Source organism: Agromyces aerolatus, from assembly GCF_031432255.1.
In the GTDB taxonomy this organism is placed as follows: domain Bacteria; phylum Actinomycetota; class Actinomycetes; order Actinomycetales; family Microbacteriaceae; genus Agromyces.
Map to the genome: position 1 here is coordinate 114,305 of NZ_JAVKGQ010000010.1, position 24,244 is coordinate 138,548.

Annotated in this window: 17 protein-coding genes; 8 read left to right on the forward strand and 9 right to left on the reverse strand. The window is 66.2% G+C overall.

The genetic code is table 11. The features are described 5' to 3' along the window. Positions 1 to 10: 10 nt before the first annotated feature. Positions 11 to 1,366 carry a metal-dependent hydrolase family protein gene (locus RH864_RS13370; RefSeq protein WP_310518049.1) on the reverse strand — a complete coding sequence of 452 codons (1,356 nt, stop codon included), beginning with the start codon at positions 1,364 to 1,366 and terminating at the stop codon, positions 11 to 13. Between the two features lie 149 nt (positions 1,367 to 1,515). On the opposite strand from RH864_RS13370, the gene RH864_RS13375 reads away from it, so the two are divergent. From RH864_RS13375 to RH864_RS13395, 5 genes are read left to right on the forward strand one after another with little or no spacing between them, the layout of a single operon-like run. Beyond that, the gene (locus RH864_RS13375; RefSeq protein WP_310518050.1) at positions 1,516 to 1,758 is read left to right on the forward strand and encodes a LapA family protein; all 243 of its coding nucleotides are present in this window, start codon (positions 1,516 to 1,518) and stop codon (positions 1,756 to 1,758) included. A 38-nt stretch (positions 1,759 to 1,796) separates the two neighbouring features. Beyond that, entirely contained in the window at positions 1,797 to 2,819 is a 1,023-nt protein-coding gene (locus tag RH864_RS13380) for a linear amide C-N hydrolase (protein WP_310518051.1), read from the forward strand. Continuing rightward, on the forward strand, positions 2,803 to 4,344 hold the full coding sequence (locus RH864_RS13385) for a LuxR C-terminal-related transcriptional regulator (RefSeq protein WP_310518052.1): 1,542 nt from the start codon (positions 2,803 to 2,805) through the stop codon (positions 4,342 to 4,344). The genes RH864_RS13380 and RH864_RS13385 overlap by 17 nt, the downstream gene beginning before the upstream one ends. Positions 4,345 to 4,349: 5 nt before the next feature. Continuing rightward, the gene (locus tag RH864_RS13390; RefSeq protein WP_310518053.1) at positions 4,350 to 5,696 is read left to right on the forward strand and encodes a threonine/serine exporter family protein; all 1,347 of its coding nucleotides are present in this window, start codon (positions 4,350 to 4,352) and stop codon (positions 5,694 to 5,696) included. Continuing rightward, complete coding sequence (locus RH864_RS13395) at positions 5,693 to 6,766, forward strand: AI-2E family transporter (protein ID WP_310518054.1); 1,074 nt, start codon at positions 5,693 to 5,695, stop codon at positions 6,764 to 6,766. The genes RH864_RS13390 and RH864_RS13395 overlap by 4 nt, the downstream gene beginning before the upstream one ends. Positions 6,767 to 6,795: 29 nt before the next feature. Here RH864_RS13395 and RH864_RS13400 read toward each other — a convergent pair whose 3' ends face one another. From RH864_RS13400 to RH864_RS13435, 8 genes are all read right to left on the reverse strand, one after another. Then, entirely contained in the window at positions 6,796 to 8,400 is a 1,605-nt protein-coding gene (locus RH864_RS13400) for a helix-turn-helix transcriptional regulator (RefSeq protein ID WP_310518055.1), read from the reverse strand. 150 nt (positions 8,401 to 8,550) lie between these two features. Then, on the reverse strand, positions 8,551 to 10,134 hold the full coding sequence (locus tag RH864_RS13405) for a helix-turn-helix transcriptional regulator (protein WP_310518056.1): 1,584 nt from the start codon (positions 10,132 to 10,134) through the stop codon (positions 8,551 to 8,553). Beyond that, positions 10,100 to 11,596, reverse strand: coding sequence for an ABC transporter ATP-binding protein (locus tag RH864_RS13410; RefSeq protein WP_310518057.1), 1,497 nt, complete (start codon positions 11,594 to 11,596; stop codon positions 10,100 to 10,102). Before RH864_RS13410 ends, RH864_RS13405 begins: the two co-directional genes overlap by 35 nt. Further along, positions 11,593 to 12,402 (reverse strand): ABC transporter permease, encoded by an 810-nt coding sequence (locus RH864_RS13415; protein ID WP_310518058.1) that lies wholly within the window; start codon positions 12,400 to 12,402, stop codon positions 11,593 to 11,595. Before RH864_RS13415 ends, RH864_RS13410 begins: the two co-directional genes overlap by 4 nt. Positions 12,403 to 12,407: 5 nt before the next feature. After that, positions 12,408 to 13,385, reverse strand: a complete 978-nt coding sequence (locus tag RH864_RS13420; RefSeq protein WP_310518059.1) for an ABC transporter permease — start codon at positions 13,383 to 13,385, stop codon at positions 12,408 to 12,410. After that, positions 13,382 to 14,911 (reverse strand): ABC transporter substrate-binding protein, encoded by a 1,530-nt coding sequence (locus RH864_RS13425; RefSeq protein ID WP_310518060.1) that lies wholly within the window; start codon positions 14,909 to 14,911, stop codon positions 13,382 to 13,384. Before RH864_RS13425 ends, RH864_RS13420 begins: the two co-directional genes overlap by 4 nt. 152 nt (positions 14,912 to 15,063) lie before the next feature. After that, on the reverse strand, positions 15,064 to 16,179 hold the full coding sequence (locus RH864_RS13430; RefSeq protein ID WP_310518061.1) for a linear amide C-N hydrolase: 1,116 nt from the start codon (positions 16,177 to 16,179) through the stop codon (positions 15,064 to 15,066). Between the two features lie 157 nt (positions 16,180 to 16,336). Further along, positions 16,337 to 18,418, reverse strand: a complete 2,082-nt coding sequence (locus RH864_RS13435) for an ABC1 kinase family protein (protein ID WP_310518062.1) — start codon at positions 18,416 to 18,418, stop codon at positions 16,337 to 16,339. A gap of 201 nt (positions 18,419 to 18,619) precedes the next feature. On the opposite strand from RH864_RS13435, the gene RH864_RS13440 reads away from it, so the two are divergent. From RH864_RS13440 to RH864_RS13450, 3 genes are all read left to right on the forward strand, one after another. Further along, positions 18,620 to 19,378, forward strand: coding sequence for a patatin-like phospholipase family protein (locus RH864_RS13440; RefSeq protein ID WP_310518063.1), 759 nt, complete (start codon positions 18,620 to 18,622; stop codon positions 19,376 to 19,378). Between the two features lie 200 nt (positions 19,379 to 19,578). Further along, entirely contained in the window at positions 19,579 to 21,750 is a 2,172-nt protein-coding gene (locus tag RH864_RS13445; protein ID WP_310518064.1) for a YhgE/Pip domain-containing protein, read from the forward strand. Next, complete coding sequence (locus RH864_RS13450) at positions 21,747 to 23,918, forward strand: YhgE/Pip domain-containing protein (RefSeq protein WP_310518065.1); 2,172 nt, start codon at positions 21,747 to 21,749, stop codon at positions 23,916 to 23,918. The genes RH864_RS13445 and RH864_RS13450 overlap by 4 nt, the downstream gene beginning before the upstream one ends. Positions 23,919 to 24,244: the final 326 nt, after the last annotated feature.

Genomic DNA, 24,244 nt, shown 5'->3' on the forward strand with positions numbered 1-24,244 from the left:
ACGGATGCGGTCACAGGGTGTTCTTGACGATCTCGCCGTTCTTGATGATGAGTTTGAAGTTCGTATCGGGGTCGGCGATCACGGACAGGTCTGAAAGCGGGTCACCGTCGACGAGGATCATGTCGGCCCAAGCGTTCTCGGCGATCACCCCGAGCTTTCCGCCCCGGTAGCTGTTGCGCTCACCGGCGAGCTCGAACAGCGCAGCGTTGCCCGAGGTGAGCATCTTGAGTGCTTCGACGTTGCTGTAGTGCTCACCCAGTCGAGCCGCCATTAGGCTCTGTCGCGGCGCGGACTCTGGCTCGAGGAGCAGGTCGGTGCCCCACGCGGTCTTGACTCCGTGCTGCCTCGCCCAGCCGTATACCCGGTCGGTGCCCTGACAGATCTCAGCGTTCTTCGCGGCACGTGTCGGGTCCGGGTAGTGGTGATCGTCCTCTGCGAACGGCTGAATCGAAAGCCATGCTTCGCGCTCGGCGATGAGCTTGACCGTGTGTTCATCGGCGAGATGCCCGTGTTCGATGGAAATCACACCCGCATCGAGCGCTCGCGCGATGCCCGCGGACGTATAGACGTGCGCGGCGACGTACGTTCCGTAGTCGCTCGCGGCCTGGACCGCGGCACGGACCTCCTCCGGTGTGTACTGCAGCGTGGTGAGCGGGTCGTACAGCGAGGCAGCCCCGCCTCCGAGTGTGAGTTTGATCTGCGTCGCGCCCATCTTCAATTGCTCGCGCACCGCTGCGAGCACCCTCGGTACGCCGTCGGCGACGCGGGTGAAATGTAGATCCTCGGTGCGGCTGGGCGCACCACCGAATTCCCCGGGGACGTCGTAGACGAACGAGAAGTCCGCGTGCCCCGACGTCTGCGAGATCATCGCCTGGCTCGGGAACAGGCGAGGACCGTCGAAGATCCCGCGATCGATCAACGACTTGATCGGTGCCGTGTCGCCGCCCATGTCGCGCACGGTGGTGAATCCGCGCAGCAGCATGCGTTCTGCCTCGGCGAATGTGTTCCCGTAGATCACTCCGGTCGGTCCCTGCAGGAACTCGACCATGGTGTTCGCGTTGCCCGCCAAATGCACATGGGCATCGCTCAGCCCCGGCATCAGGAACCGTCCGCGGCCGTCGATCTCAACGACGCCGTCCGAGGCATCCCCGGCGACCGGTGAAGAAGACACCGCGAGGACGTGCGCACCCTCGACCAGGACGTCGGACGCGTCCTGCGTCCGGGCATGGACGCCGTCGAAGACCCGCACATTACGGATGATCATCCGCTGCGGCGCACGTTTTCCGGTGATCATGGCCGCGAGATTACGGCCGGTCGGGGAGCGAACGATGGCGCAGAGAGAGCATTTCGCCCGCGCGGTCACCACCGGGATAACCCCGCGCGCACCCACCCCTCACCCCGCATTCACCCACTCGTGCGGGAGCGTGAAGTGTGAGTAGTGTCCCATCCAGAGACCGCCGGGAACCGACCCGACGCAGTGTGTCTCCGCATGTGGCGGGGCGAGGAGGATTCGATATGCCCGAGAAGGAACTTGCGCCGAAGCGCGGCAGTCAGCCGGTGGTCAGCGGGAAGGCGATTGCCGCCATCCTCATCTCGATCGCCGCCCTGACCTTCGTCTTTTCCAATGTCGGACCGGCCACACTGAGGTTTCTTTTCCTCCAGTTCACCATGCCGGCGTGGGGATGGTTCCTTGCCGTACTCGTTGCAGGCGTCGTGATCGGGTCGCTGTTCCCCTGGTTCCGCCCGCGCAAGAAATGACCTGTATTCCGTAAAGCGCATTTTCTGGAGTTCCGCTCATGTGCACAAGAGTCGTCTGGCCCGACGCATCAGGATCCGTCCTCGTCGGGCGCAACATGGACTACCACCGCGACCTCGACACCAACCTCTGGAAGCTGCCGCGAGGGATGCGGCGCGACGACGGGGTTGACGGCGCGCTGACGTGGACCTCGGCCTATGGAAGTGTCGTCGCCACGGCATTCGACATGATCTCGGTCGACGGTCTCAACGAGGAAGGCCTGGCAGGCCACGTGCTCTGGCTCGCGGAGTCGAACTATGGCGAGCACGAGCCCGGGCGCCCGGCACTCAGCCAGGCAGTGTGGCTTCAGTACTTCCTCGACAACTTCGCCACCGTCGCCGACGCCGTGGCCTGGATCGATCGCACGCGAGTGCAGGTCGTCCAACTCACCGATCCAGCAACCGGAGAAGTCCCTGCCATCCATCTCGCGCTGGATGACGCAACGGGCGACTCCGCCATCATCGAGTACATCGACGGCGGGCTCGAAGTTCACCATGGGCGCGAGTTCCGCGTGATGACGAACTCCCCCAAATATGACGAGCAGCTCGTCCTGTTGATGCAGATCGACGGGTTCGGCGGGGACCGGCCGCTGCCGGGCACGACACTCGCGACCGACCGCTTCGCGCGCGCCGCGTACTATGTGGACCGCCTCCCGCAGCCGACCACCCAGGGCGAGGCGATCGCATCGATGTTCAGCGTCATGCGGAACGCCGCTCAGCCGTTCCGGCTCCCTGACCCCGGCAAGCCCGATGCGTCGCAGACGATCTGGCAGACCGTCGCCGATCTGACGCGCAGGCGCTATGTCTTCGAATCCACGACACGCCCGAACATCGTGTGGGTCGACCTGACCGAGCTCGACTTCGCGGAGACGGCATCACCGGCGAAGCTCCACCTTGGCAGTCAGCTCGCGATCGAGGGCGGTCTCGCCGGCAACGTCAGCACGAAATTCGCTGACCATGCCCCGATCCATTTCCTCACACTGTCCGACGTCCGCGCCATCTCGGCCCGTGAATCTGAGCGATGACGCGCGCGCCGTGCGTGAGCTGAGGGCGGCCGTTGCCACTGCACGGCCCGAGACGATCGCCCAGACGGCGATCCACAACATCTGGCCGCTGTTCAGCTGCGCATTCGACGAATTGATCCAGGCGATCGAGAGTCTTCCGAGCACGGTCCTCGAGCGCTACCCCACCCTCCGCGCCATCCATCCCATCACGCCCGTACTCGCCCGAACGAACCGCCCCTTCAAGCCGCTCCTCTACCCGGCCGACGCGGACTCGATGAGTTCCGACGAGCTGGACATCCTGCTCCTCGTACAGATGGTCGCTTTCCGGTTCAGCGGCGACGTCGCTGCGGCGGTCATCTACGCCCGGAGGCTCGAGGAGCGGATCGCCGGCGCTCGCGTCGATACCCGCGAACGCATCGACGGCCCGCTTTGGTACTACCACCACCAGATCGGGTCGACGTTGCTCGCCGCGGGCGATTCGGCAACCGCCCTGCGCGAGTTCGCGACCGCGCGGCAGATCGGCCGGATCGCTCGGAGACCGGATGCCGAGCGACTCGCGCTGGGACGCACCGCCCTCGCGCACGCCGCACGTGGATCACTGGACGATGCAGAGCTCGCGCTCGCCGAGCTCGAACTGCAGCCCCGGCCGAGTTCTGCGCATGAGAGTGCGGCGCGCGCCACCGAACGTACCGCGCGTGCCCTCATCGCGGTAGAGCGGTGGTCACCGGATGCCGATGAAGCCTGTGCTCAGCTCGAGCCGTACGACAGCCTCGAGCTGACCTGGCCGTTTGCCCTCCTCGCCCGGGCGAGAGCCCTTATCGCCGACCAGCGTGCGGATGAGGCTCTCGAGGCCGTACGACTCGCGCGCGATGCGCATCCCGATCAACACGGATCGTTCGCGTCCGACGTGATCGCCGCATCGACCATCGCCGCACTGTGCGCGCTCGGCGATGCCACGGCCGCACAGCATGTCGTCGAACACAGCTCGCGATCCGGACTGCTCACCCGGTTCGCGATCGCGCGACATGCGCTGCTCGCAGCGCAGCCGGTAACCGCCGCACGCGAGCTGCGGCAACTCCGCGAAATGCCCCTCGGGCCGACGCAACGCGCGGAGCTCGTCCTCCTTACGGCATGGCTCGAGCGCGTCCGCGCTGGGTCGATCAACGCTGAGATCGCGGTGCAGATCGCCAGGATCGCGTCACGCAGCGGCGCGCGTCGCCTGTTGACGACCATGCCCGCTCAGCTCGTCGCGGAGGTGCGCGCGCAGCTCGCTCCTGATGAGGCCGAAACCTTCGACGCCGCAATCGGCACGCTCACCTTCATCGACGCCCCGCACCGACCGCACCTGACCTCGAGTGAGCGGCGGGTGCTCAGCGCACTAGCGCGGTATGCAACAATCGCGGAAATCGCCGTCGCGTTCCACGTTTCACCGAACACGGTCAAGTCCCAGCTTGCGTCGATCTACCGAAAACTCGGGTGCGCGAGCCGCGAAGAAGCGATGAGGTTCGCGTCTCGCCTGCACCTCATCGACGTCGCGGAGGCGTAAGCACCATGGGCCGACCATCACAGACGGATCGTGCGGGCCTGCTGCGTGCACGGGTGCGAGGGGCGTTTCGTGCGCTGCGATCGGACTCCGCCCCGGCGCGGATCGCGGGGACCGCGGATATCCCCGGGATCCTCGGCGAGCTCGGAGCTGCCCTGCTCGACTCCTCGCAGGCGACCAGTGACGTCCAGCAGACGCTCAGCAGGCTCGCCCACCAGTTCGGACGGCCCGACCTTCGATTCGTCGTCCTGCCAACACTCGTGCTCGTAGAGGACCCGACCACCGATCCCCCACACACGACCTTCTTCCCGGCGGGGGAATATGCGTTGCGTCTCGATCAGGCCGACGAGGTCGACCGCATCGTGCGCCGAGCCGCGACCGAGAACATGACGCCGGCGGACGTGCACACCGCGCTAGAGACGGTCAGGGCCACTCCCCCTCGCTTCGGCTCGATCCTCACGACGATGGGCTATGCGCTCCTTACCGTCGGATTCGGGCTCATGCTCAACCCGACCGTGACCGCTCTGCCAGTGTATGTCGTGCTTGGACTGATGGTCGGGATGATCGTCACGATCGGGAACCGCACTCGGACGTTGTCGCTCATTCTTCCCGTCGCCACTGCGTTCGCCGTGACACTGCTGATCACGCTCTTCGTACGTCCGCTCGTCCATGACGACGCACTGCGCCTCGTCGCACCCGCCCTCGTGGGCTTTCTTCCGGGCCTGACACTGACGATCGCGGCCGTCGAGCTTACATCCGGCCAGGTCATGGCAGGCGCAAGCCGACTCGTGTACGGGATCGCGCGCCTCGGGCTTCTCGCGTTCGGAGTCTTCGCCGGAATCTCCGTCGCCGGCGAACCACCGAGCGTCACCTCGGCACCCGCCCAGCTCGGTGCGTGGGCGCCCTGGGTGGGCATCCTCCTCGTGGCGGTCGGCTACTACCTGTACTCCGTTGCCCCGCGACGATCCCTCATCTGGATCATCTATGCGCTCGTTATCGCATACGTGGGTCAGCTGCTCGGCAACTTCCTACTCGGCGCCGAACTCTCCGGTCTCGTCGGCGCGCTCGTCGTGGTCCCGGCGGTCACGTTCGCCGGCCGGATCAGGGCCGCACCCTCGGCCGCAGTGATGCTGACCTGCGCCTACTGGCTCCTCGTGCCAGGGGCGATGGGCTTCATCGGTTTGAGCGAGGCCGCCGACGGCACCGCGGGCAGCGGAAGCACGATCCTTCGCACCCTCGGATCGCTGACGGCGATCGCGATCGGCATGATGCTCGGTGCCGGGCTTATGCGAGATGTCGGAGTAGCCGCCCGGGGCTGGCGCAACACCCTGAATGAAGATCGGAGCACGACATGACCATCGACACCACCAGGCCTACCTGGACGGTTGTGGGCAGGCCGTTTGCGACGGGGTTCGCGCTCACCCTCGGTGGGTTGACGGCGTTCGCACTCGGCGTCGCCTTCACGAACCTTTCGACGGTGCTCATCTGGGTCGGGTTCGCACTGTTCGCCGCCCTCGGCTTGAACCCCGTGGTGCGCCGGCTCGTTCGGCACGGAATCTCACGCTCGTGGGCGATCGTGATCGTGTGCTCGGGACTGACCGTCACGCTCGCGCTGTTGGTCCTGCTCGTCGTACCCAACGTGGTTGGGCAGGTCACCCAGTTTGTGCGTGATATCCCCCATCTCGTCACAGGTTTCCAGAAGTCAGACTTCTACGTCTGGCTCACCGCCACATTCGGTACGGACGTCAACACGATCGTCTCAGATCTCGAGTCTTTCCTCACACATCCAGAGAACATCGCGTCCCTCGGGCGAGGCGCACTCCAGGTGGGAGGGACGATCGCGACCGGTCTTTCCGGGCTGATCGTCGTGCTCGTGCTGACGCTCTATTTCTTGGCCTCGCTTCCGGCGATGAAATCCGCGTTCCTCCGACTGCTCCCCGCGCGGGCGCGACCGCAGTCGAGCGAGATGAGCGACGAGATCGCTGACTCGGTCGGCGGATATCTGATCGGCATGGTGATCCTGGCCTTCTGCAACGCAGTCGTCTCATTGGTCCTGCACCTGGTGTTGCAGCTGCCCTTCGCGATGCTTCTCGCCGTCGTGGCGTTCTTCATCACCTTGATCCCACTGGTCGGATCTGTCCTGTATTGGGCGATCGCGACCGCTTTCGCGCTCTTCACGGACCCGGTTGCGGCGCTCATCTTCGCACTCGCCTACCTGGTCTACATGCAGATTGAGGCGTACATTCTCACGCCACGGGTCATGAACCGGACGATCTCCGTACCCGGCGCACTGGTCGTCATCGGCGCCCTCGTCGGAGGGACCCTACTCGGCCTCCTTGGCGCCCTGATCGCGATTCCCGTGACCGCGTCGCTCCTGCTGATCGGGAAGCGGATCGTCGTGCCGAGACAGGACTCGAAAACGTAACCGTGTGCGGCGGCGTGCATGCGACGCGTTCACGCGATGTCTGCCGCACCGAGCAAGCGGAGCCGTGTCGCCGTCCTGATCGCCTCGTCGCGCGACGAGCACTCGAGCTTTCGGTAGAGCGATCGCAGCTGTGACTTCACGGTATTCGGCGAGACATGGAACGTCGCCGCGATCGACGCGGTCGACCGGTGCGTTCGCAGCGCGTTCAGCACACGCAACTCCCCGGATGTCAGCGCCGGCCGGCTCAACATCTCCACCTTGGCCATCGACCCGGCAACGCGATCGAAGTCCCGGGCCGTGTCACCGATGAGGTGACCTCGCACCTCCTCGACGAGCTGCCGCGGCATGATGGCGAGCAGCCGTCTGCTCTCGCGCCGCACCGCGATACGTTCCAGTTGCATCGCGGTCTCGCGACTGAGCTCCTCGGCACGCCCCAACTCGAGCCACGCCTTCAAGATTGCCCACTCCGCCCGCTGCGCGGGACCGAGGGCGGGGTCGAGCGACAGCGCTCCCAAGATGTGGCTCGCCTCGTCGTACCAGGCGTCATGCAACGCCAGTCGGGCCATGGCGAGCTTCGTCAGCACACCGGACGATTCTGCCTCCTCCGCGACGCGGCGAGCGCGGGCGAGCTGACCCGTTGCGATGAGCGCGGCCATGGAAGCCGAGGAAATGACGTCGGCGGCGAACGATCCCGGGAAGACCGGATGGGTGCCGGCCGCCAGCCGAATGGCTTCCAGCGCATCGTCCGGTTGCTGACGCGAGAGGAGCGCGCGGGTCCGCGCGAGCAGCGAAAAGGGCCAGGTGAACTCAACCGAGTCGTAGGGCTCGAGGAGTGCGAGGACGTCATCGACGTCATCTGAGACCCGATCGACCGCGATCAGCGCCGCCGCCGTCGATTCCGAGGTACGGCTGGCGTTGGCGTGCGCGCTCGTGGGCAACGGCATTCCGCTCGCGTGCTCGAGTGCACGTTCGGCCTCTCCCAAGGCGCCACGGACGGCGTGGGCGAGCGCGACGCGCCCGAGTGCGACCCGCTCGGCATCCGGCTGCAATGCGTACACGCCAAGCTGACGCGCGGTGGCGAACTCCAGCAGCGCGCGACTGGAATCACCGGCTGCGAGCAGCGTGGAACCGATCTGAAGATGCAGGTACCAGAGCGGCCCGTCCAACCGGTCGCGCGCTTCGACCCGGGTGTGCAGGATGCGGTCTTCGAGGCGTTTCGCATACCCGAGTGCGGCCGGGAGATCTCCACTCAGGCGAAACGCGATCATCTGCGTGAGCACCTGGAAATCGACCTCTTCGGGGCTCATCGTCCGTGCGTCGTCCGTGGAGATGAGCGGCCTGAACGAGCGGTGTGTTCTCGCGAGGACCGGCGTCATGGGGTGCAGGACTCGCAGCATCGGGTATCGCTCGAGCACGCTCGACGGGAGGCTCGTGATGGCTTCGGTCAGCAGATCGGCATGGGCGCTGTAGAGCGGCCAGATGTTCATCGTCGCGGTGCGCGCCACCGCCTCGCCATTCCCAGTCTTCAGGGATCGACGGAGCTCGTCCTCTGCGCGCTGCGGATCGGTCAAGTTCATGCGCTCGGCCTTCGGGATTCTGTTCCCGTCCTGGATGGGATCGTCTCCCGCCACCACACGCTTCCCCCTTGTCAACGCTGATCGTTCACGCCGCCCAATCGGCGAGTCGGCGAACGATCACCCCCTGGGTCTCTGTCTAGCTGAGAACGCGCGACGGGTGAAATATCCCACGCCGGACATCACCCGCCGCATCACCCGATGTTCACCCTACGCTTCGGAGGTCGACCCGGCTCGGATGAATCCGTGGCGCCATGCGGCACGGAGCGCTTCGTCGCGTGTGCCGCTCTCGAGCTTGCGGAACAGGGAACGCAGCTGGGTCTTGATCGTGTTCGATGAGACCCCGAAGGCGGTCGCCATGTCTTTGGTTGAGCGGTGGTCGGCCAGCGCGTGCAGCACCCGGGTCTCGCCGGGCGTGAGACGCGGCCGGCCGATGATTTCGGCCTGCGGCAGACCCGATATCGCCGCATCGAAATCAGTCACCGCTTCGGCCGGTATCAACTCCCGGACCTGTCGCAAGAGTGCCCGCGGGGCGATCGTGACCAGGCGGCGGTAGTCGCGGCGACGCAGGACGCGGTGCACGAGTATCGCCGTGTCCCGCGAGAGCCCCGCCCCGACGGCGACCTCGAACCAGCCGAGGAGGATTGTGCTCTCCGCGCGTTGGGCCGGGTCTGGATCTGCCGACATCAATCGTAGCTCGGCAGCAGCCGCATCCCACTTCGCGTCGCGCAGCATGAGCCGTGCGATGGCAAGACGCGCGAGCATGCCTGGGCTGCCCCCTGCTCGGGTGTGCTCTGCTGCGAAACGACGCGCTGCGCCGACGCTGCCGACTCCCGCAAGGGTGTCTATCGTCGTCGACACGATGACGTCCTGCGCATACGACGTTGACGAGTGCACCGGATGCGCGTCACGCGTGAGTCGGATGAGCTCGAGCGCGTCGTCTGGTCGGTTCTGAGCGAGAAATGCGCGGACACGGCACAGCAATACGAATGGCCAGGTGAGGTCGATCGAGTCATACGGGCTGAGCGCCTCGAGGCGCGCATCGAGATCCGAATCCAAGCGCGCCACAGCGATGAGCGCAGCCGTCGTGTGCTCCGTGCTGATCGACGCCGTCACGTTCGCGGAAGTCGGCGCCACCATGCCGCGCGCCTCCGCGAGCGCTCGTTCGGCCTCCACCAGCGACCCGCGGAGCGCGTGGGCCAGGGCGATGCGGCCCAGCGCAGTGCGCTCCGCGTCGGGTTGTGCCGAAAGCCGGCCGAGCTGGCGCGCCGTCGCGAAGGAGAGGAGCGCACCCGCCGAGTCTCCCGCGGTCAGCAGGGTCGAACCGATCTGGTGATGGAAGTACCACAGCGGGCCGTCGAGGCGGTCGCGCGCTTCGACGCGGACCGTCGCGAGTCGTCCCTCCAACCGCCGTGCATAGACGACCGCGGCATCGATGTCGCCGCTCGTGCGAAATGCGATCATCTGCGTCGCGATGAGGAAGTCGATCTCATCCGGGCCGAGCCGGCGCGCCTCATCGGCGAGGAGCAGCGGCTTGAACGGCTGCGAGGCACGAGCGAGCACCGCTGTGCGCGGATGGATGAGCCGCAGCACGGGGAAGCGTTCGAGATGACTGAGTTCGAGTTTCGTCACGGTCGTGATCAGCAGTTCCGTGTGGTCGGCGAGCAGCGGCCACAGATGGAACATCGCCGCGCGCGCGATCTCGGTCGGTTGCCCGGTGGCGATCGCCTGCTCGAGTTCGCTCCGCGCACGGACCGAATCATTCAGATTCATGGCTCCATACTCCCGCCGCAATGAGTTCTCGCGTACCGGCGCGGGTAGGCGAGTCGAACGCGGTGTCGGTCGGGTCCATCTCGATGATCCGCCCGTGCTCCATGACCGCGACCCGGTGCGAGATGCGCCGGACAGCCAGCAGGTCGTGCGAGATGAACAGGCAGGCGACGCCGGTCTGCTCCTGAAGCGCAATCACGAGGTCGAGGATGCGACCACCGAGTTCGGCATCGAGCGCCGATGTCGGCTCGTCGCACACGACCACCGGTGCCGTACCCGCGAATGCGCGGGCGATCGCGACGCGCTGCTGCTGACCCCCGGACAGCGCGGAGGGCACGCGGTCGAGCAGATCGAGGTCGAAGCCCGCGCGCTCGGCGAGCAGGTCAGGGGTCGCGTCACCACCGAGAAGCTCGATGGCCCGCTTGAGCGTCTTCCGCACGTTCCGGCGCGGATTGAGGGATGCCTCGGGGCTCTGGAACACCAACTGCACCGCCCCCCGCGCTCTCGGCGCAGCCACGCGGACGTCACCGTCGTGTGGGATGAGCCCGGCGAGGGCCAGCGCGAGGCTGGTCTTGCCGCTGCCGGTCCGGCCGACGAGGCCGAGCGTCTCACCGCGGCGGAGCTCCACATGCACGTCGTCGACAACGGTGCGCGTACCTCTCCGCACCCGGATCCCGGTCGCGGCGAGCACGATCTCCGAGTCGCGGGGTGCAGCGATGGCTGACGCACGAGCGGTCCGAACACCCGCGCCCGAGCGCGTCGGCGGCCGGACCAGAGCGGGCGGCCGGTGCATGATCCGCCCCGCCTCCATGGTGACGACCCGCGAGCACCGCGCTGCGGCGAGGCCCGAGTCATGGGTGATCACGAGCATCGCGAAGTCTCGTTCCCGACGAAGCGCCGCGATGAGATCCAAGATCTCCGCCCTCGACACGGGATCGAGGCCCGTCGTCGGCTCATCGAGGATCAACAACGGCGGATGCCCGGCGAGGGCCATGGCGATCATCACACGCTGTCGCTCACCACCCGACAGCTCATGCGGGTACCGGTGAGCAAGTTCGGCCCCGGACAGACCGACGTCATCGATCGACGCGATGGCCGCGCTCCGGGCGTTGCCGCGATCGAGGCCATGGAGCGCGTGCACCTCCGCGATCTGCGCGCCGATCTTCGCCGTCGGAGTGAGCGCGCTGGCCGGATCCTGGTAGACGATTCCGACGTTCTCACGCCGATGCGCCCGCAGGCCGCGCGCCTCGATCCTCTGCAGGTCACGGCCGCCCACGACCAATCGATCCGCCCGCACGACCGCGCGGCGCGGGAGGTAGCCCGTGAGGACGTGCGCGAGGCTGGTCTTGCCCGACCCGGAGGGCCCCATGAGGCCGACCACCTCTCCGTGGTCGATGTCAAGGTCGACGCCGTCGAGTGTCGGCCGCAGCACCCCCCGGTATGGAAGCGCGAGCCGGAGGCCGCGGATCTGTACGAACCCGCTCACCGGCGCACCACCTCCTTGAGATGGTCGCCGACGAGCACGACGGCAACGACGAGCGACACGATGGCGAGCGCAGGGAACGCCAGCGTCCACCACGCCCCCTGGAGATACGCGCGGTTCTCACTCACCGCGAGACCCCAGTCCGGCGAGGGCGGGGTCGACGCTAGGCCGAGGAACGACAGCGAAGTCGACACGAACACCGCACCGGCGAGGGTCAGCGTCGCCTGCACCAAGATCTGCGGCCACACGTTGGGGAGGAGCTCATGCGTCATGATGCGAAGGCTTCGCTCGCCCTGAGCGCGGGCGCTCGTGACGTAGTCCTTCGCCGTCTCGGCGAGGGTCTCAGCGCGGAGCACGCGGGCGATACCCGGAGCGAACAGGACACCGATCGCGATCGAGAGCACGAACGGGCTCGCACCGAACGCCGCGACGACGACCAGCAGCAGCACCATCGCGGGCAGCGCGAGGAAGACGTCGAAGACCCGCATGAGCACCTGCTCGACCCAGCCACGCCGGTAGCCCGCGATCATGCCCAGGCAGGAGCCGAGCCCCGTCGCGATGACCGCGCCGACCAGGCCCCCCAGGATGACGGGCTCGGCCCCCGCGAGCACACGGGCGAACACGTCGCGTCCGATCCGGTCGGTGCCGAACCAGTGCTCGGCGCTCGGCGGCGCAAGCCGCACGCCGGTGTTCTCGAACGGATCGAGACCGAACCAGCGCCAGGTGCCCGCGACGACGAGCCAGAAGGCGAGGACCGCGCATGAGATGACGAAGCTCGGCGCCGCCAGACGGACACCCTCCGCGCTCACGGTGTTCACCGCGCCCCGCGGAGCCGCACGCGTGGATCGAGCATCGCGACGACGAGATCGGCGGCGAGCACGGCCAGCAACGCGGTTCCCCCGGTGACCATGACACCAGCCGCCAGCACGGCCGTGTCCTTGCGCTGCGTGGCGGTGACGAGCAGTTCTCCGAGCCCCGGGTACCCGAACAGCGTCTCGACGACCGCGCTCCCGCCCAGGAGCGTGCCGAGCGCGATTCCCAGTACGGCGACCGTCGGAATGAGCGCGCTGCGTGCGATGTGACGCCGAAACACCGCACCGGGCCTCAGCCCCTTCACCACGGCGGTGCGGTGGAACGGGGAGTCGGATGCTTCGATCACCCCGTTGCGGGCCACACGCGTGACGATCGCGAGCCAAGCGAGCGCGAGCGTGACGGCGGGCAGGAGCATGGCTCCGAACTGCGGCAGCACACCTTCCCCGAACCCGTCGGCTGCTCGGACCGGGAGGACCGGCAGCACGACCGCAAGCGCGATGAGGAGCAGGACCCCGACGACGAACTCGGGCACGGCCGCGATCGCCATGATGACGACCGTGAGCGCGCGATCGACTCGCGCACCTTCGACGCGCGCCTGGACCGACGCGATGCCGATCGAGACGGGAACGAGAATGGCGAAGGCGAGCAGACCCAGCAGTACCGAGTTGACGAACCGTTCGAGGACGAGTGCACGGACCGGGACGCCGTACACCAGGCTCATCCCCCAGTCGCCGGTCACGAATCCGCCCAGCCATCCCGCGTATTCCGCGAACAGGCCGCCGCCCACGTCATGAGCGGTGTTCCACGCTGCGACCTGCTCGGGCGTGGCATACGGCCCCAGCGCGTTTCGACCAGGGTTGCCGGGCGCTGAGCGGAGGAGGGCGAAGACGAGCGCCGACACGATGAGCAGCACCAGAGGCAGCTGGACGAGTCGCTGCCCGACCAGCCGCATTGCATCGCTGCGCCGATCCGGGATCACTGCGTCTTCGAGATCCCCGCGAAGTTGTAACCCGTGTAGAAGTCGATCGCTCCAACGAACTCGCCCTCGACGCGCGGGTTCTGCAGCGCCTGCGACTTCGAGTAGGCGGGAATGATCACCGGCACCTCTTCCCATTGGAGACGCCCGATCCGATCGACCAGGGCCTGCCGTCCGGCTTCGTCCGTCGTCGCGTCGAACTCGACGGCGAGCGCGTCGAGGTCGGGGGCCGCGAACTCGGACGCATTCCACGGGGAGCCCGCCGCGTAGACGAGGGAGAGGTACTCCGACGGCACGCGCTTCGCCCAGTTGGTCACGGTGACCGGCGCGGTGAGCCACGGTGTTTCGGCCCCGTCTGCGTAGTACGCCTCCGAGCTCATGACGTTCAGATCGACCTCGAACCCCGGGACCTCGTTGAGCTGCTGCTGCAGCACTTCACCGAGGAGCTGGTACGACGTCGTAATGGTGAAAGAGAGCCGGCGGTCGCCGAGCAGATCCGCGACGCGATCGAGATCCCGTTCGCGCTGCTCGAGACCCTGGGGTTGAGGACGGTAGTCGGGGAAGAACGTCGTGTCATTCGCGACGTCAGCGTTCCCCTCATAGACGGCGTCGACGATTGCGGCGCGATCGACCGCCCAGGCGAGCGCCTCACGCGCGGCCCGGTCGTCGAACGGTGGTGTGGTCACGTCGAGGGCGATGCCGTCGAACCGGTTGTAGCCGGAGGAGATCGCGTCGTACTCCGACACTTCGACGGCGGCAGCCACCTCCGCGGTGAGGCCAATACGGTCGATCTCGCCGGCTTGGAAGGCAAGGATCGACGCCTGGGTATCGTCGTAGATCCGCAGCTCGACACCGTCGAGTTCGATCGCTTCAGCGTTCCAGTAGTCGGGATTCCTGGTGTAGCTGGCGCCGACGCCGATGATGTACTCGTCGAGGAGGAATTGTCCGGCGCCGACTGGATTCTCGAGCCACGTGCCCACCTCGTATCCAGCGGGGAGAATGCCCGTGTTCGTGCCGGTGAGCAGGACGGGGAAGTCTGAGAACGGCCGTTGAAGTGCGAACTCGACCGTTTGGGCGTTACGTGCGGTCGCCGACGCGAGGATGCCGGCAAACGTGCTGCGAGCGGGCGAGAGGCTATCCTCGGCGATGATCGAGTCGAATGTCGCGACGACGTCATCTCCGGTGACGGGTCGCCCGTCGTTGAACGTCGTTCCCTGGCGCAGCACGACGGTCCAGGTGAGCCCGTCTTCGGAGGGCCACCAGTCGTCCGCCAGGCGCGGGTTCACGGCGCCGTCCCGATCAAGGCTCACGAGCGGCTCGGTGACGAGTCCCGTGATCGCCAATGCGCTGGCGGCCGACGCGAGCAGCGGATCGATCTCGGTACCCGGATCCGTGATCGGAATCCGGTAGACGGCGTCATGATCCGCAGCCGACTGATCGGCAGTCGCACCGCACCCCGCGAGCACGAGGACGGCGATACCGATAACGGCGGGCGAGATGAGAGCACGGGCGCTGCGCGAAGATGACATTCGACCTCGAGGCTGGCTGGAAGCGACACAACGAGTCCGACACTACTGCGTTCCGATGACATCCGAAGCCAGCTCGGCACGACCTGAACGGGAGGGCGACCCTCGCGCACCGCTCTCCCGTTCACGTCCTTTCAATCATGGGAGCGATTCTCTCAGACGCCCGCCCCCTCGAGCAGGGCCTGCGTTCCGTCGCCCCCGAGCGCACTCAGCTGGTGCGTCATCACCACCCGCGGCTGCTTCGCCTCGGCGAGCGCATCGAGGTCGAAGGAGGTCCAATTGAAGGCGTCGTACGAACGGAAGAAGAACTTCTTCCGCTTGAGATCGGACATGTTGGTCCACACGGTGTACTCCGTGGGCGGGCCGGACTTCCCGCCGTCGATGCCCTGGAACTTGACACCTTCACCGCCGGCGCCCTGCGGTGGGCTCGTGGTCGCCCCGCGCGGGCGGTCGAAGTTGTCCATGATGCGGGAGAGGGTCAGCAGCGCCGTGTCGGCATCCTCGACCTTCTCGACGAAGTTCGAGTAGTACACGGCCCGAATGAACCGGTCGACCGAGGTGTTCGAGCTCGGGAGCGCAACAGTCGCGATCCCCGAATCCGGCTGGTGAACGTCGAGCGTGCCGAACGTGGCGGATGATGCATCGACGTTCGAGAGGTGGGTCCAGTTGCCGAGATTCGTGAGGTGCCACGGGAACGTCGGGCCGTTGGTCATGACGCCGACGGGGTTGTCGTAGACGTTCTCGATGCCGTCGTGCCACTCGATGACGATTGACGCGCCGGTGGCGTCGTGCACCACGAGGTGGAACGGGAAGACGGCGTTGCCGACGAGCGCGATGCGGGTAAGGAAGACGGCCTGCTCCTTGAGAGCGGCTTTGACCTCCTCCACCGTTGCGCTCTGGCTGAGCACCCAGGACCCGAGGTCCCACGCCTGGAGCGCAGCGATCGTGTTGTCGGCCGCGGTACCGGGAGCCCCGGACGAGGGGTACGCCAGCAGGCTGAACGTGACGCCCTCTGAGTTCAGGCCCTCGATGACCTTGAGGTCGTTCTGTGTGAGCGGCGCTTCCTTCGAAGGCATCCGCGCCGGCGCCGTCACGGCGATGAATCCGTACTTGCCGGCGTACTTCACCGGTTCACCGCCGGGTGCTTCACTCTCGAACGGAACACCCGGCGGCACGTAGGCAAGCACCCACGGCTCGTCGATGTCGAGCTCCAGCGTCCGGCCGAAGTAGGGCAACCCGTTGAGGTCGGTGTATTGCAGTGAGGTGCACATCTCTCGAGACCTTTCGAAGATCACGTTCCCGTATGCCGGGCGGGCCGGCCAGTCGTGTTGAACAGTACCCATGCACGTGGATCGGTCGATGCGACGAACGCCAGTTATCACCCGCCCACTACGCCGCCCTTTCACCCTCTCGCCACCCAGCCGGTGGTCATCGAGGGGCGCGGGTCAGCGAGCTGCGCAGCGAGCGGAGGACGAGGAGCATCCCGCCGAGTCCGACGATCGTGCCGAGGAACGGGTACAGGGTGACATCCTCAGTGAGCTGCGGACCGTCGCCCGACACCACGAGGAACACGGCGATGACGAGCAACGAGACGCCGATGAGCGTGGTCACGACCTGCCCCACGAGCGAGCTGATCCACTTGCGCTCCCGCGGATCTCGGAACATCTGCAGGTTCAGCCCGAACGTCCCGTTCTCGAGCTGCGAGCCGATCACTTCCACACGACGCGGCAGACGTCGCAACTGCTCCGCCACAACCTGCAGCTGAACGTGAGCGTCAGCTGCGAACCCGTGGGACTCGGTGACGAGTCGCGCGAAATGCCGAGTCCGCGAGAGCGCCTGCTCCACCATGTCGTATTCGGGCACGACCCGCCGCAGGGTTCCCTCCAGGGATGCGATCGTGCGGAATACGAGCACCAGTGCGGGTGGCAATGAAAGCTGATGCCGTCGCAGCACATCGATGACGTCGGTGAAGATCGAGCTGTCGGTTCGGCCGCTGTGGACTCGGGTCAGGATGACGCCGACCTCGTGCTGGAGGACGTTGCGGTCGATCTCGGCTTCCGGGTCAGCGGGCGCGGTGATCATCAAGAGCAGGTCGGTTAGTGCGATGTCGTCCTCAGTGCCCATCGCCGACATCATCGCGACGAGGACGCGACGGAGGCTTCGTTCGACGATGCCGACGGAGCCGAAGTCGATGAGGGTGATCTCACCGTCGGCGCGAAGGATGAGGTTGCCCGGGTGGAGGTCCGCGTGGAAGACACCGCGGACCGCGATCTGCTCGAACACGGTGTCGACGAGCGAGTCCGCGATGTCGCGTGCAGTCGGCAGCGACGCGGGTCGGAGTACCGAGATCGCACCTGCGAGGGGGCCGGCGGACATCTCCGCCGTGTCCACGCCCCACGTCTCTGCGGCGGCGGCCGTCATCTCTGGCGGCAGCGCCCCGTTGAGCTTCGAGAACGGCGTCCCCACGACGCGCTCCTGCACCATCATCCTCGGGGTGCATAACCGCGCATATACGACTGGCACATGAATCGTCGAGACGCTGGACCGGTGGAGGGTATCCCGTAGCAGCTCGGTGTTCTCCAGCTCGATGCGATAATCCAGTTCTTCCTTCAATGATCGGACGAACTCACCGACGAGTGCGCTGAGTCCGTACGATCGCGCCCATTCAGCTCGCCGTTCGGCTTTGGCGGCGAGTCGAACGATGATGTCCGAATCGATCAGCACCGACTCACGGGCGTCCGGTCGCTGGATCTTGATCACGACCTCGGCGCCCTTCGCTTCACCGTCCGCGGGTCTGATCCGCGCCGCGTGCACCTGGGCCAGGGATGCCGCGGCCAGCGGCGTCTCGTCCACCCATTCGAACCACTCTTTGAGGGGGCCGCCGAGCTCGATCTCGATGGCCGACCGAACGTCCTCCCACTGAAGCGGCGTCGTCTGCATCTGGAGCGTCGCGAACGCCGTGGTGAACTCGGGAGGCAGAATATCGTCTCTCGTGGAAAGCACTTGGCCGATCTTCACGAACGTCACGCCGGCCTCGTTCATGGCGGCGACGATGGCACCGGAGATGTCCTGTTCCTCGCCACGACGGTGGCTCCCGTACAGGCTGAGGCCGTGCGCGGACGCGATGCGCAGGATCTCGAAATAGCGATGCATGCGCTTCCGGCGGCGAAACGCCCCCCTGACCGTTCGCACGGGGTGCCAGCCGCGTCCTGACGGCCAGAACAGCTCGGAGATCAGGATGATCGTCACCGCGAAGACGAACTGCCACCCGAGCGCGACGGCGATGAAGACCACGCCGATCGGGCTCGCGACGACCAATTGCCCGTCCACCATGACGTCGCCTGCCTCCAACGCCAGGCACACGATCGGCACGGTGAGGGCATAGACGATCGCGACGAAGACGATCGCTCGAACCCAGCCGATCGCCGTCCCCAGCACATGCTGCGCGACCCATGCGGCGGAGACGCTGAGCACCGCTCCGAGCAGGATCGTGGCAACGACCTCCAACATCCGACCTCCCGGGTAATCGCTTCACACTAGGCACACGTCGGACTCGGGCTCAGGGATGCCGGAGTGGTTTCACCCGCCGTATCGTCGACGCCTGGTCGCGCCCTCACCCGACCATCACCCGGGCGAAATCGTCCTCGCGCTCATCCCCGTTTCACCCGTTCGGATGTCTCGCCCGGGCGGCCACGACCGTAGCCTGAGGTCATGGAACCGACCGCCGACGACCCAGAACTCGGCCTTGTGCTGAGCGGCGGCGGCGCGTTCGGCGCCGCGCACATCGGCGTCCTGCAGGTCCTCGCAGCGCGGGGCATCCGACCCGCCATCGCGGTCGGGGCTTCGTCAGGTGCACTCGTCGCCGCGGCGTACGCGTCTGGTGCCGAGCCCGATGTGATCACGCGCGCCGCATCCGCATTCCGGTGGGCACGCATCGCTCGGATGAGTCTGGCGCCGCGGTGGGGCCTGCTCGACACGCGCATCGTGTCCGACACCGTCCGAGAGGTGCTCGGCGAAGACCCGCTCATCGAAGACCTTCCGCGGCGCTTCGCGGCGTACACGACGGACCTCAGGACCCGAACGGGCGTCACCATCGATCGAGGCCCACTGAGCATGGCGCTCCGCGCAACTATCGCGATCCCCGGCCTCCTGCCGCCGGTGCGGCATGGAAACCTGCTGCTGGCCGACGGTGGACTGACCGACAACGTGCCCGTGGTGTCGGCACGGACGCTCGGAGCGTCGCGGCTCATCGTTGTACGACTCCACGCGAAATGGGAGAACGTCCGGATGATGCGAACGGTCGCGGCGACCGGCGATCTCACCGCCGATCCATCCGTCGTGCTCATCCAGCCCGAGATGCAGCGGATGGCGCAGTGGAGGATGACCGACATTCAGCGGCTCATCGCCGAAGGCCGCCGAGCGGCCGAAACAGCGCTGGACAACGAACGTGACCGGTCTGCGATCCCCTGATCAGGCGATCCGCGGGTGAGGCTGTGGTGATGCAGCGGATGCCCCAGAGGGTGAAAGTCCGAGAGCGCGAGTCATCCCTCGCGCAGCCATCTGCATCCTGGACACATGGGTGCGCGCGGAACGCGCCCACGTGCGCGTCCCGCACGTCTGGATGACGGCTCGGGCGGCACCGACCATGAAAGCCGAGACGAGGACACGAGATGGGCAATATCTGGCGTGTGTTCGTCCGTGACCTCAAGCGTCTCGGCAGGGTGCCACTCGCATGGGTCATCATCGGCGGCGCTCTCATCACGCCTTCGCTCTACGCGTGGTTCAACATCTCCGCGTTCTGGGACCCGTTCGACAACACCAAGAACCTCAGCATCGCCGTGGTCAATCTCGACGAGGGCGCCTCGACGTCGCTCACGGGCGACGTCAACGTCGGCGATCAGTTGGTCGCACAGCTGAAGGACAACGACGACCTCGGTTGGCATTTCCTCTCCGAGGCCGAGGCGATGGACTCGATCAAGAGCGGCGAGAGCTACGCGGCGTTCGTCGTACCCGCGACGTTCAGCCAGGATCTCCTCAGTCTCACCTCGGGTGACTTCACACAGCCGAAGCTCGAGTACTACGTCAACGAGAAGTTGAACGGGGTGGCGCCGGAGATCACCGACACCGGGGCGACGACCGTCCAGACACAGATGACCGACGCGTTCACCGAACAGGTGGCCGATGCCGTGGCGACGGCTATCCAGAGCGGCGGCTCGGCCATCGAGCAGGACCTGCTCGACACGGAGGCCTCGTTCGTCGCCGACCTCGAGCGGGCGATGCAGGTCGTCGGAGAAGCCCGGGCTCAGCTGGGTGTGCTGCAGACCGATCTCACCGCAGCCGGTGAAGGCCTGCGCGTCGATGTCTCCACCCTCGGCACGATCGATGTCGCCCTGGCGGACACACAGGTCACTCTCGGTGACGCGCAGAATCTCACGGATCGCGCTCAAGCCGACCTCCTGCGGCTCGCCGGTGAAGGATCGACCGGACACGTGATCGGATCAGCCGAGGTCGCCGAAGCGGCGGCCGCGGCGCTGGCAGGCATCGGACAGGTCAGCGCCGCGACCAGCTCGCTCTCGGCGGCTGTGGATGCACAGCGCTCACTCTTGGCCGGAGCCGAAGGCCTGCTGGGCGGGTTCGATCAGCAGCTCGCGCAGACCGTGACCGCCCTGGTGAGCCTGGACAACGGCCTGGCGACGCTCGAATCGGATCTGAGCGTGGCCGTGACTGATCTGCGCTCGTTGGGCGGTGCCGCCCTATGGCAGGGCCTCGAGTCACTCACCTCGCTGAACGCCGAACAGATCGGACAGTTCATGTCGACGCCCGTCGAGGTTGAGCAGCACACGATCTTCCCGACGGCCACGTACGGCTCGCAGATGGCCGCGCTGTTCATCAATCTGTCCCTGTGGATCGGCGCCTTCGTGCTGGTCGTGATCCTCAGGCTCAATGTCGACAGAGAGGACATCCCGAATCTGACCGAACGACAAGGGTACCTCGGGCGATGGCTGCTATTCGCGATGATCGCCGTGGCGCAGGCGATCACGTTGAGCATCGGCAACCTCATCATCGGCGTCCAGCATGTGAACGCCTTCGTGTTCACGCTTACGCCGATCCTGATCGGACTGAGCTACCTGAGCATCATCTACGCCCTTTCCGTCACGTTCGGATACATCGGTAAGGGGCTCGTAGTCATCCTCGTGATCATGCAGATTCCCGGTGCGTCGGGCATCTACCCGATCCAGCTCATGCCGGAGTTCTTCCAGTCGCTGTATCCCTGGTTTCCCTTCACCTACGGGATCGACGCCATGCGGGAGGTGATCAGCGGGTTTGCGGGACTCGCATACTGGCGCTACATCGGCATGCTTCTGCTGTTCGTCGCCGTCGCGTTCTTCATCGGTCTCGTCTTGCGACCGCACGTTGCGAATCTCACCCGACTGTTCACGCAGGAGGTCGCCGACACTGAGCTGTTCACCGCCGAGAGCGGAGCCCCCGCAGGCGCGGGCTACCGGCTGGGACATGTGTTGCGCGCGCTCGCGAACCGCGCGAGCTACCAGCGGCGACTTGCGAAGCGCGCGCTTCCGTTCGCCCGATCGTACAAGCGGGTCCGCACCGCGATCATCGCCGTCGGCGGCGCCGGCATCCTCGTGATCGCCGCCCTCGCGATCATCTATCCCGATCACAAGACCGAGTTCGTCGGTTCGTGGATTCTCTGGCTCGTAGCCGTGTTCGCAGCGCTGGTGGTTCTCGAGTACATCCGCTACAGCCTCCGGCTGTCGACAGAAGTGGGCGATATGCCGGACAAAGAACTGCATCGGCAACTCCAGCAGCTCGAGGCAGACCGGTGAGCGGCATCTGGCAGCTCTTCACGAGCGACCTGCGCCGCGCGACCCGCAGCGTGATGGCCGTCATCGTGCTGTGTGGACTGGTCGTGATCCCCTCTGCCTTCACCTGGTTCAACGTGATCGGCAGCTGGGACCCATTCGGCAACACCAAGAACCTGAAGGTGGCAGTGGCCAGCGTGGACAAGGGATACACCAGCCCGCTCATTCCCGTCCACGTCAACATCGGCAGCGTCGTCGAGTCCGCCCTGCGCGCCAACGATCAGCTCGACTGGGTGATCACCTCCGAGGACGAAGCGATCGCAGGGACCACCTCGGGTGAGTATTACGCGGCGATGGTGCTCCCCGAGGACTTCAGCGAGCGGATGCTCACGTTCTACACGGCGGGGTCGCAGCGCACCCAGGTCGACTATTACACCAATGACAAGTCGAACCCGTTGGCCCCACTCATCACGAGCGAGGGAGCCGATGATCTGACCGCGATGATCAATGCGGAGTTCACGAAGGAGCTCAGCAACGTCGCCCTGAGCCTGGTCTCGGCACTGACCTCCTCGCTCGGCGACCCCGGGGCCGAGGCCGCACTCGTGCGCATCGAGGCTCACGTGGGCGACGTTGCCGTGCAAATGCGCGCGGCATCCGGCACGGCCAGTATGTTCACCGCGCTGATCGAGGCGAGCATTCCGCTCATCGAGAGCGCTTCCGATCTCTTGAGCGAGGTCGAGGCGGAGTTCTCATCAGCCGCGGGCACCGTTCGCGAGGGGATCACGGCTGCCGAACGCGCCGAGGGGGCCGTCGGGCGTGCAGCTGAAGCGCTCTCGACGGCCTTCAGCGCGAGCAGCGCCCAACTGGACCGCTTCGGATCGGAAGTCGACAGCATCTTCTCCGGTGTCGACGAGGACGCCGCCGCCACCACGGCGAAGCTCAGAGAGATGACCACCGAGCTCGACGAGTTGATCGCCGATCACGAGGCCCTGCGCGATAGCCTGCGCGCCGTCGAGACGAGTGTCCCCGAGGACCAGCGACCCGCGCTGACCCTGGTCATCGACGGGCTCGATACGGCGATCGAGCAGGAGCGCGCTCTCGCCGCCGACCTCGAACGTATGTCCGGTGGAATCGCCGAGGGAAATCAGCACCTTCAGCAATTCCGTGGGCAGATTGAAACACGCGTCGCTGCAGCCCAGGAATCCCTGACCAACGCGAGCACGATCTATGCGAACGACCTGCAGCCCGTGCTCCAGGAGCTCGGCCGGACGCTCGTCGCGGTTGGTGCGGCTCTCAACGCGGTGACGGAGGACGTGACGGGCGCCAGTTCATCCTCCGGCGACATCGTGTCGCTGCTCGAGGCTGCCGCACAGGACAACACCGCTCTCGCGGAGGCACTGTCGACGGCGGCCGATGAGGTCGCCGGTGTGGCTGACGCACTTTCGACGGCGATCGGATCTGGCGACCTGGGCGAGATCGGCACGATCATCGGGGCAAATCCGTCTGTTCTCGCCGCGGCGATCGCGCAACCGATCGGTCTGCAGCGCATCCCGGTGTATCCGGTCGTGAGCTTCGGAGCAGGAATGGCTCCGCTGTACTCCATCCTGTCGCTCTGGGTGGGTGCATTGCTGCTGGCGGTGACCCTTCGCGTCGATCCGCCGTCCAGGGCTTTCGCGGAGGGGCCCCGGCTCACCGTCAACCAGCAGTTCTTGGGACGCTACGCGGTCTTCGCCCTGATGGGTCTTGCCCAGAGCACTCTGGTCATGCTCGGAAACATCTTCCTCGTGGGGCTGCAGCCGGTGCACCCATTCCTGCTCCTACTCACAGGGTGGGTCTCATCGCTCGTCTTCACGTTCATCATCTACACGCTCGTGGTGTCCTTCAGTGACGCAGGGAAGGCGCTCGCGGTGTTCCTGCTCGTCATCCAAGTGGCCGGCGCGGGCGGTGCCTACCCGCTCGTGCTGCTTCCAGACTGGTTCCAGAACGTCAGTCCGTTCCTTCCTGCCACCCATTCGATTGATGCGTTCCGGGCGGCCCTGGCCGGCATCTACCAAGCCGACTACTGGATTTCGATTGCGTGGCTGCTCGCGTTCCTCGTGCCGATGTTGCTGCTGGGTCTGGCGCTACGCAAACCGCTCATCGGCTTCAACGAGAAGATGGAAGCGATGTTGCAGTCCACGAAGCTCATGTAACGCCGCTGACCACGCGCGGATGAGTGCGTTGCGCGGGGATACTCTCGAGCGCAACCAGTCCGCGCAGGCGCACTCGTCCCTCGGCGCGTTGCGTTGCTCCGGGACAGATTCGTCGCGCTGGGAAGGTTCTGTCCGATAAACGGCGGGTGAGGTCCGGCGGTTTTCATCGCGCGGTGCGCTCGAGTCGTCCGGCGAACGTGATCGCGAACGCGTTCAGAGTTGGCATCCGTCTGATCACCCACCGGGGCGTGAGGAACGAATCGGTGACAACTTGACCTGCCCCACGAAAAGGGTTCCAGTTTCGGTGGCTAACTGGTGGCCTGATC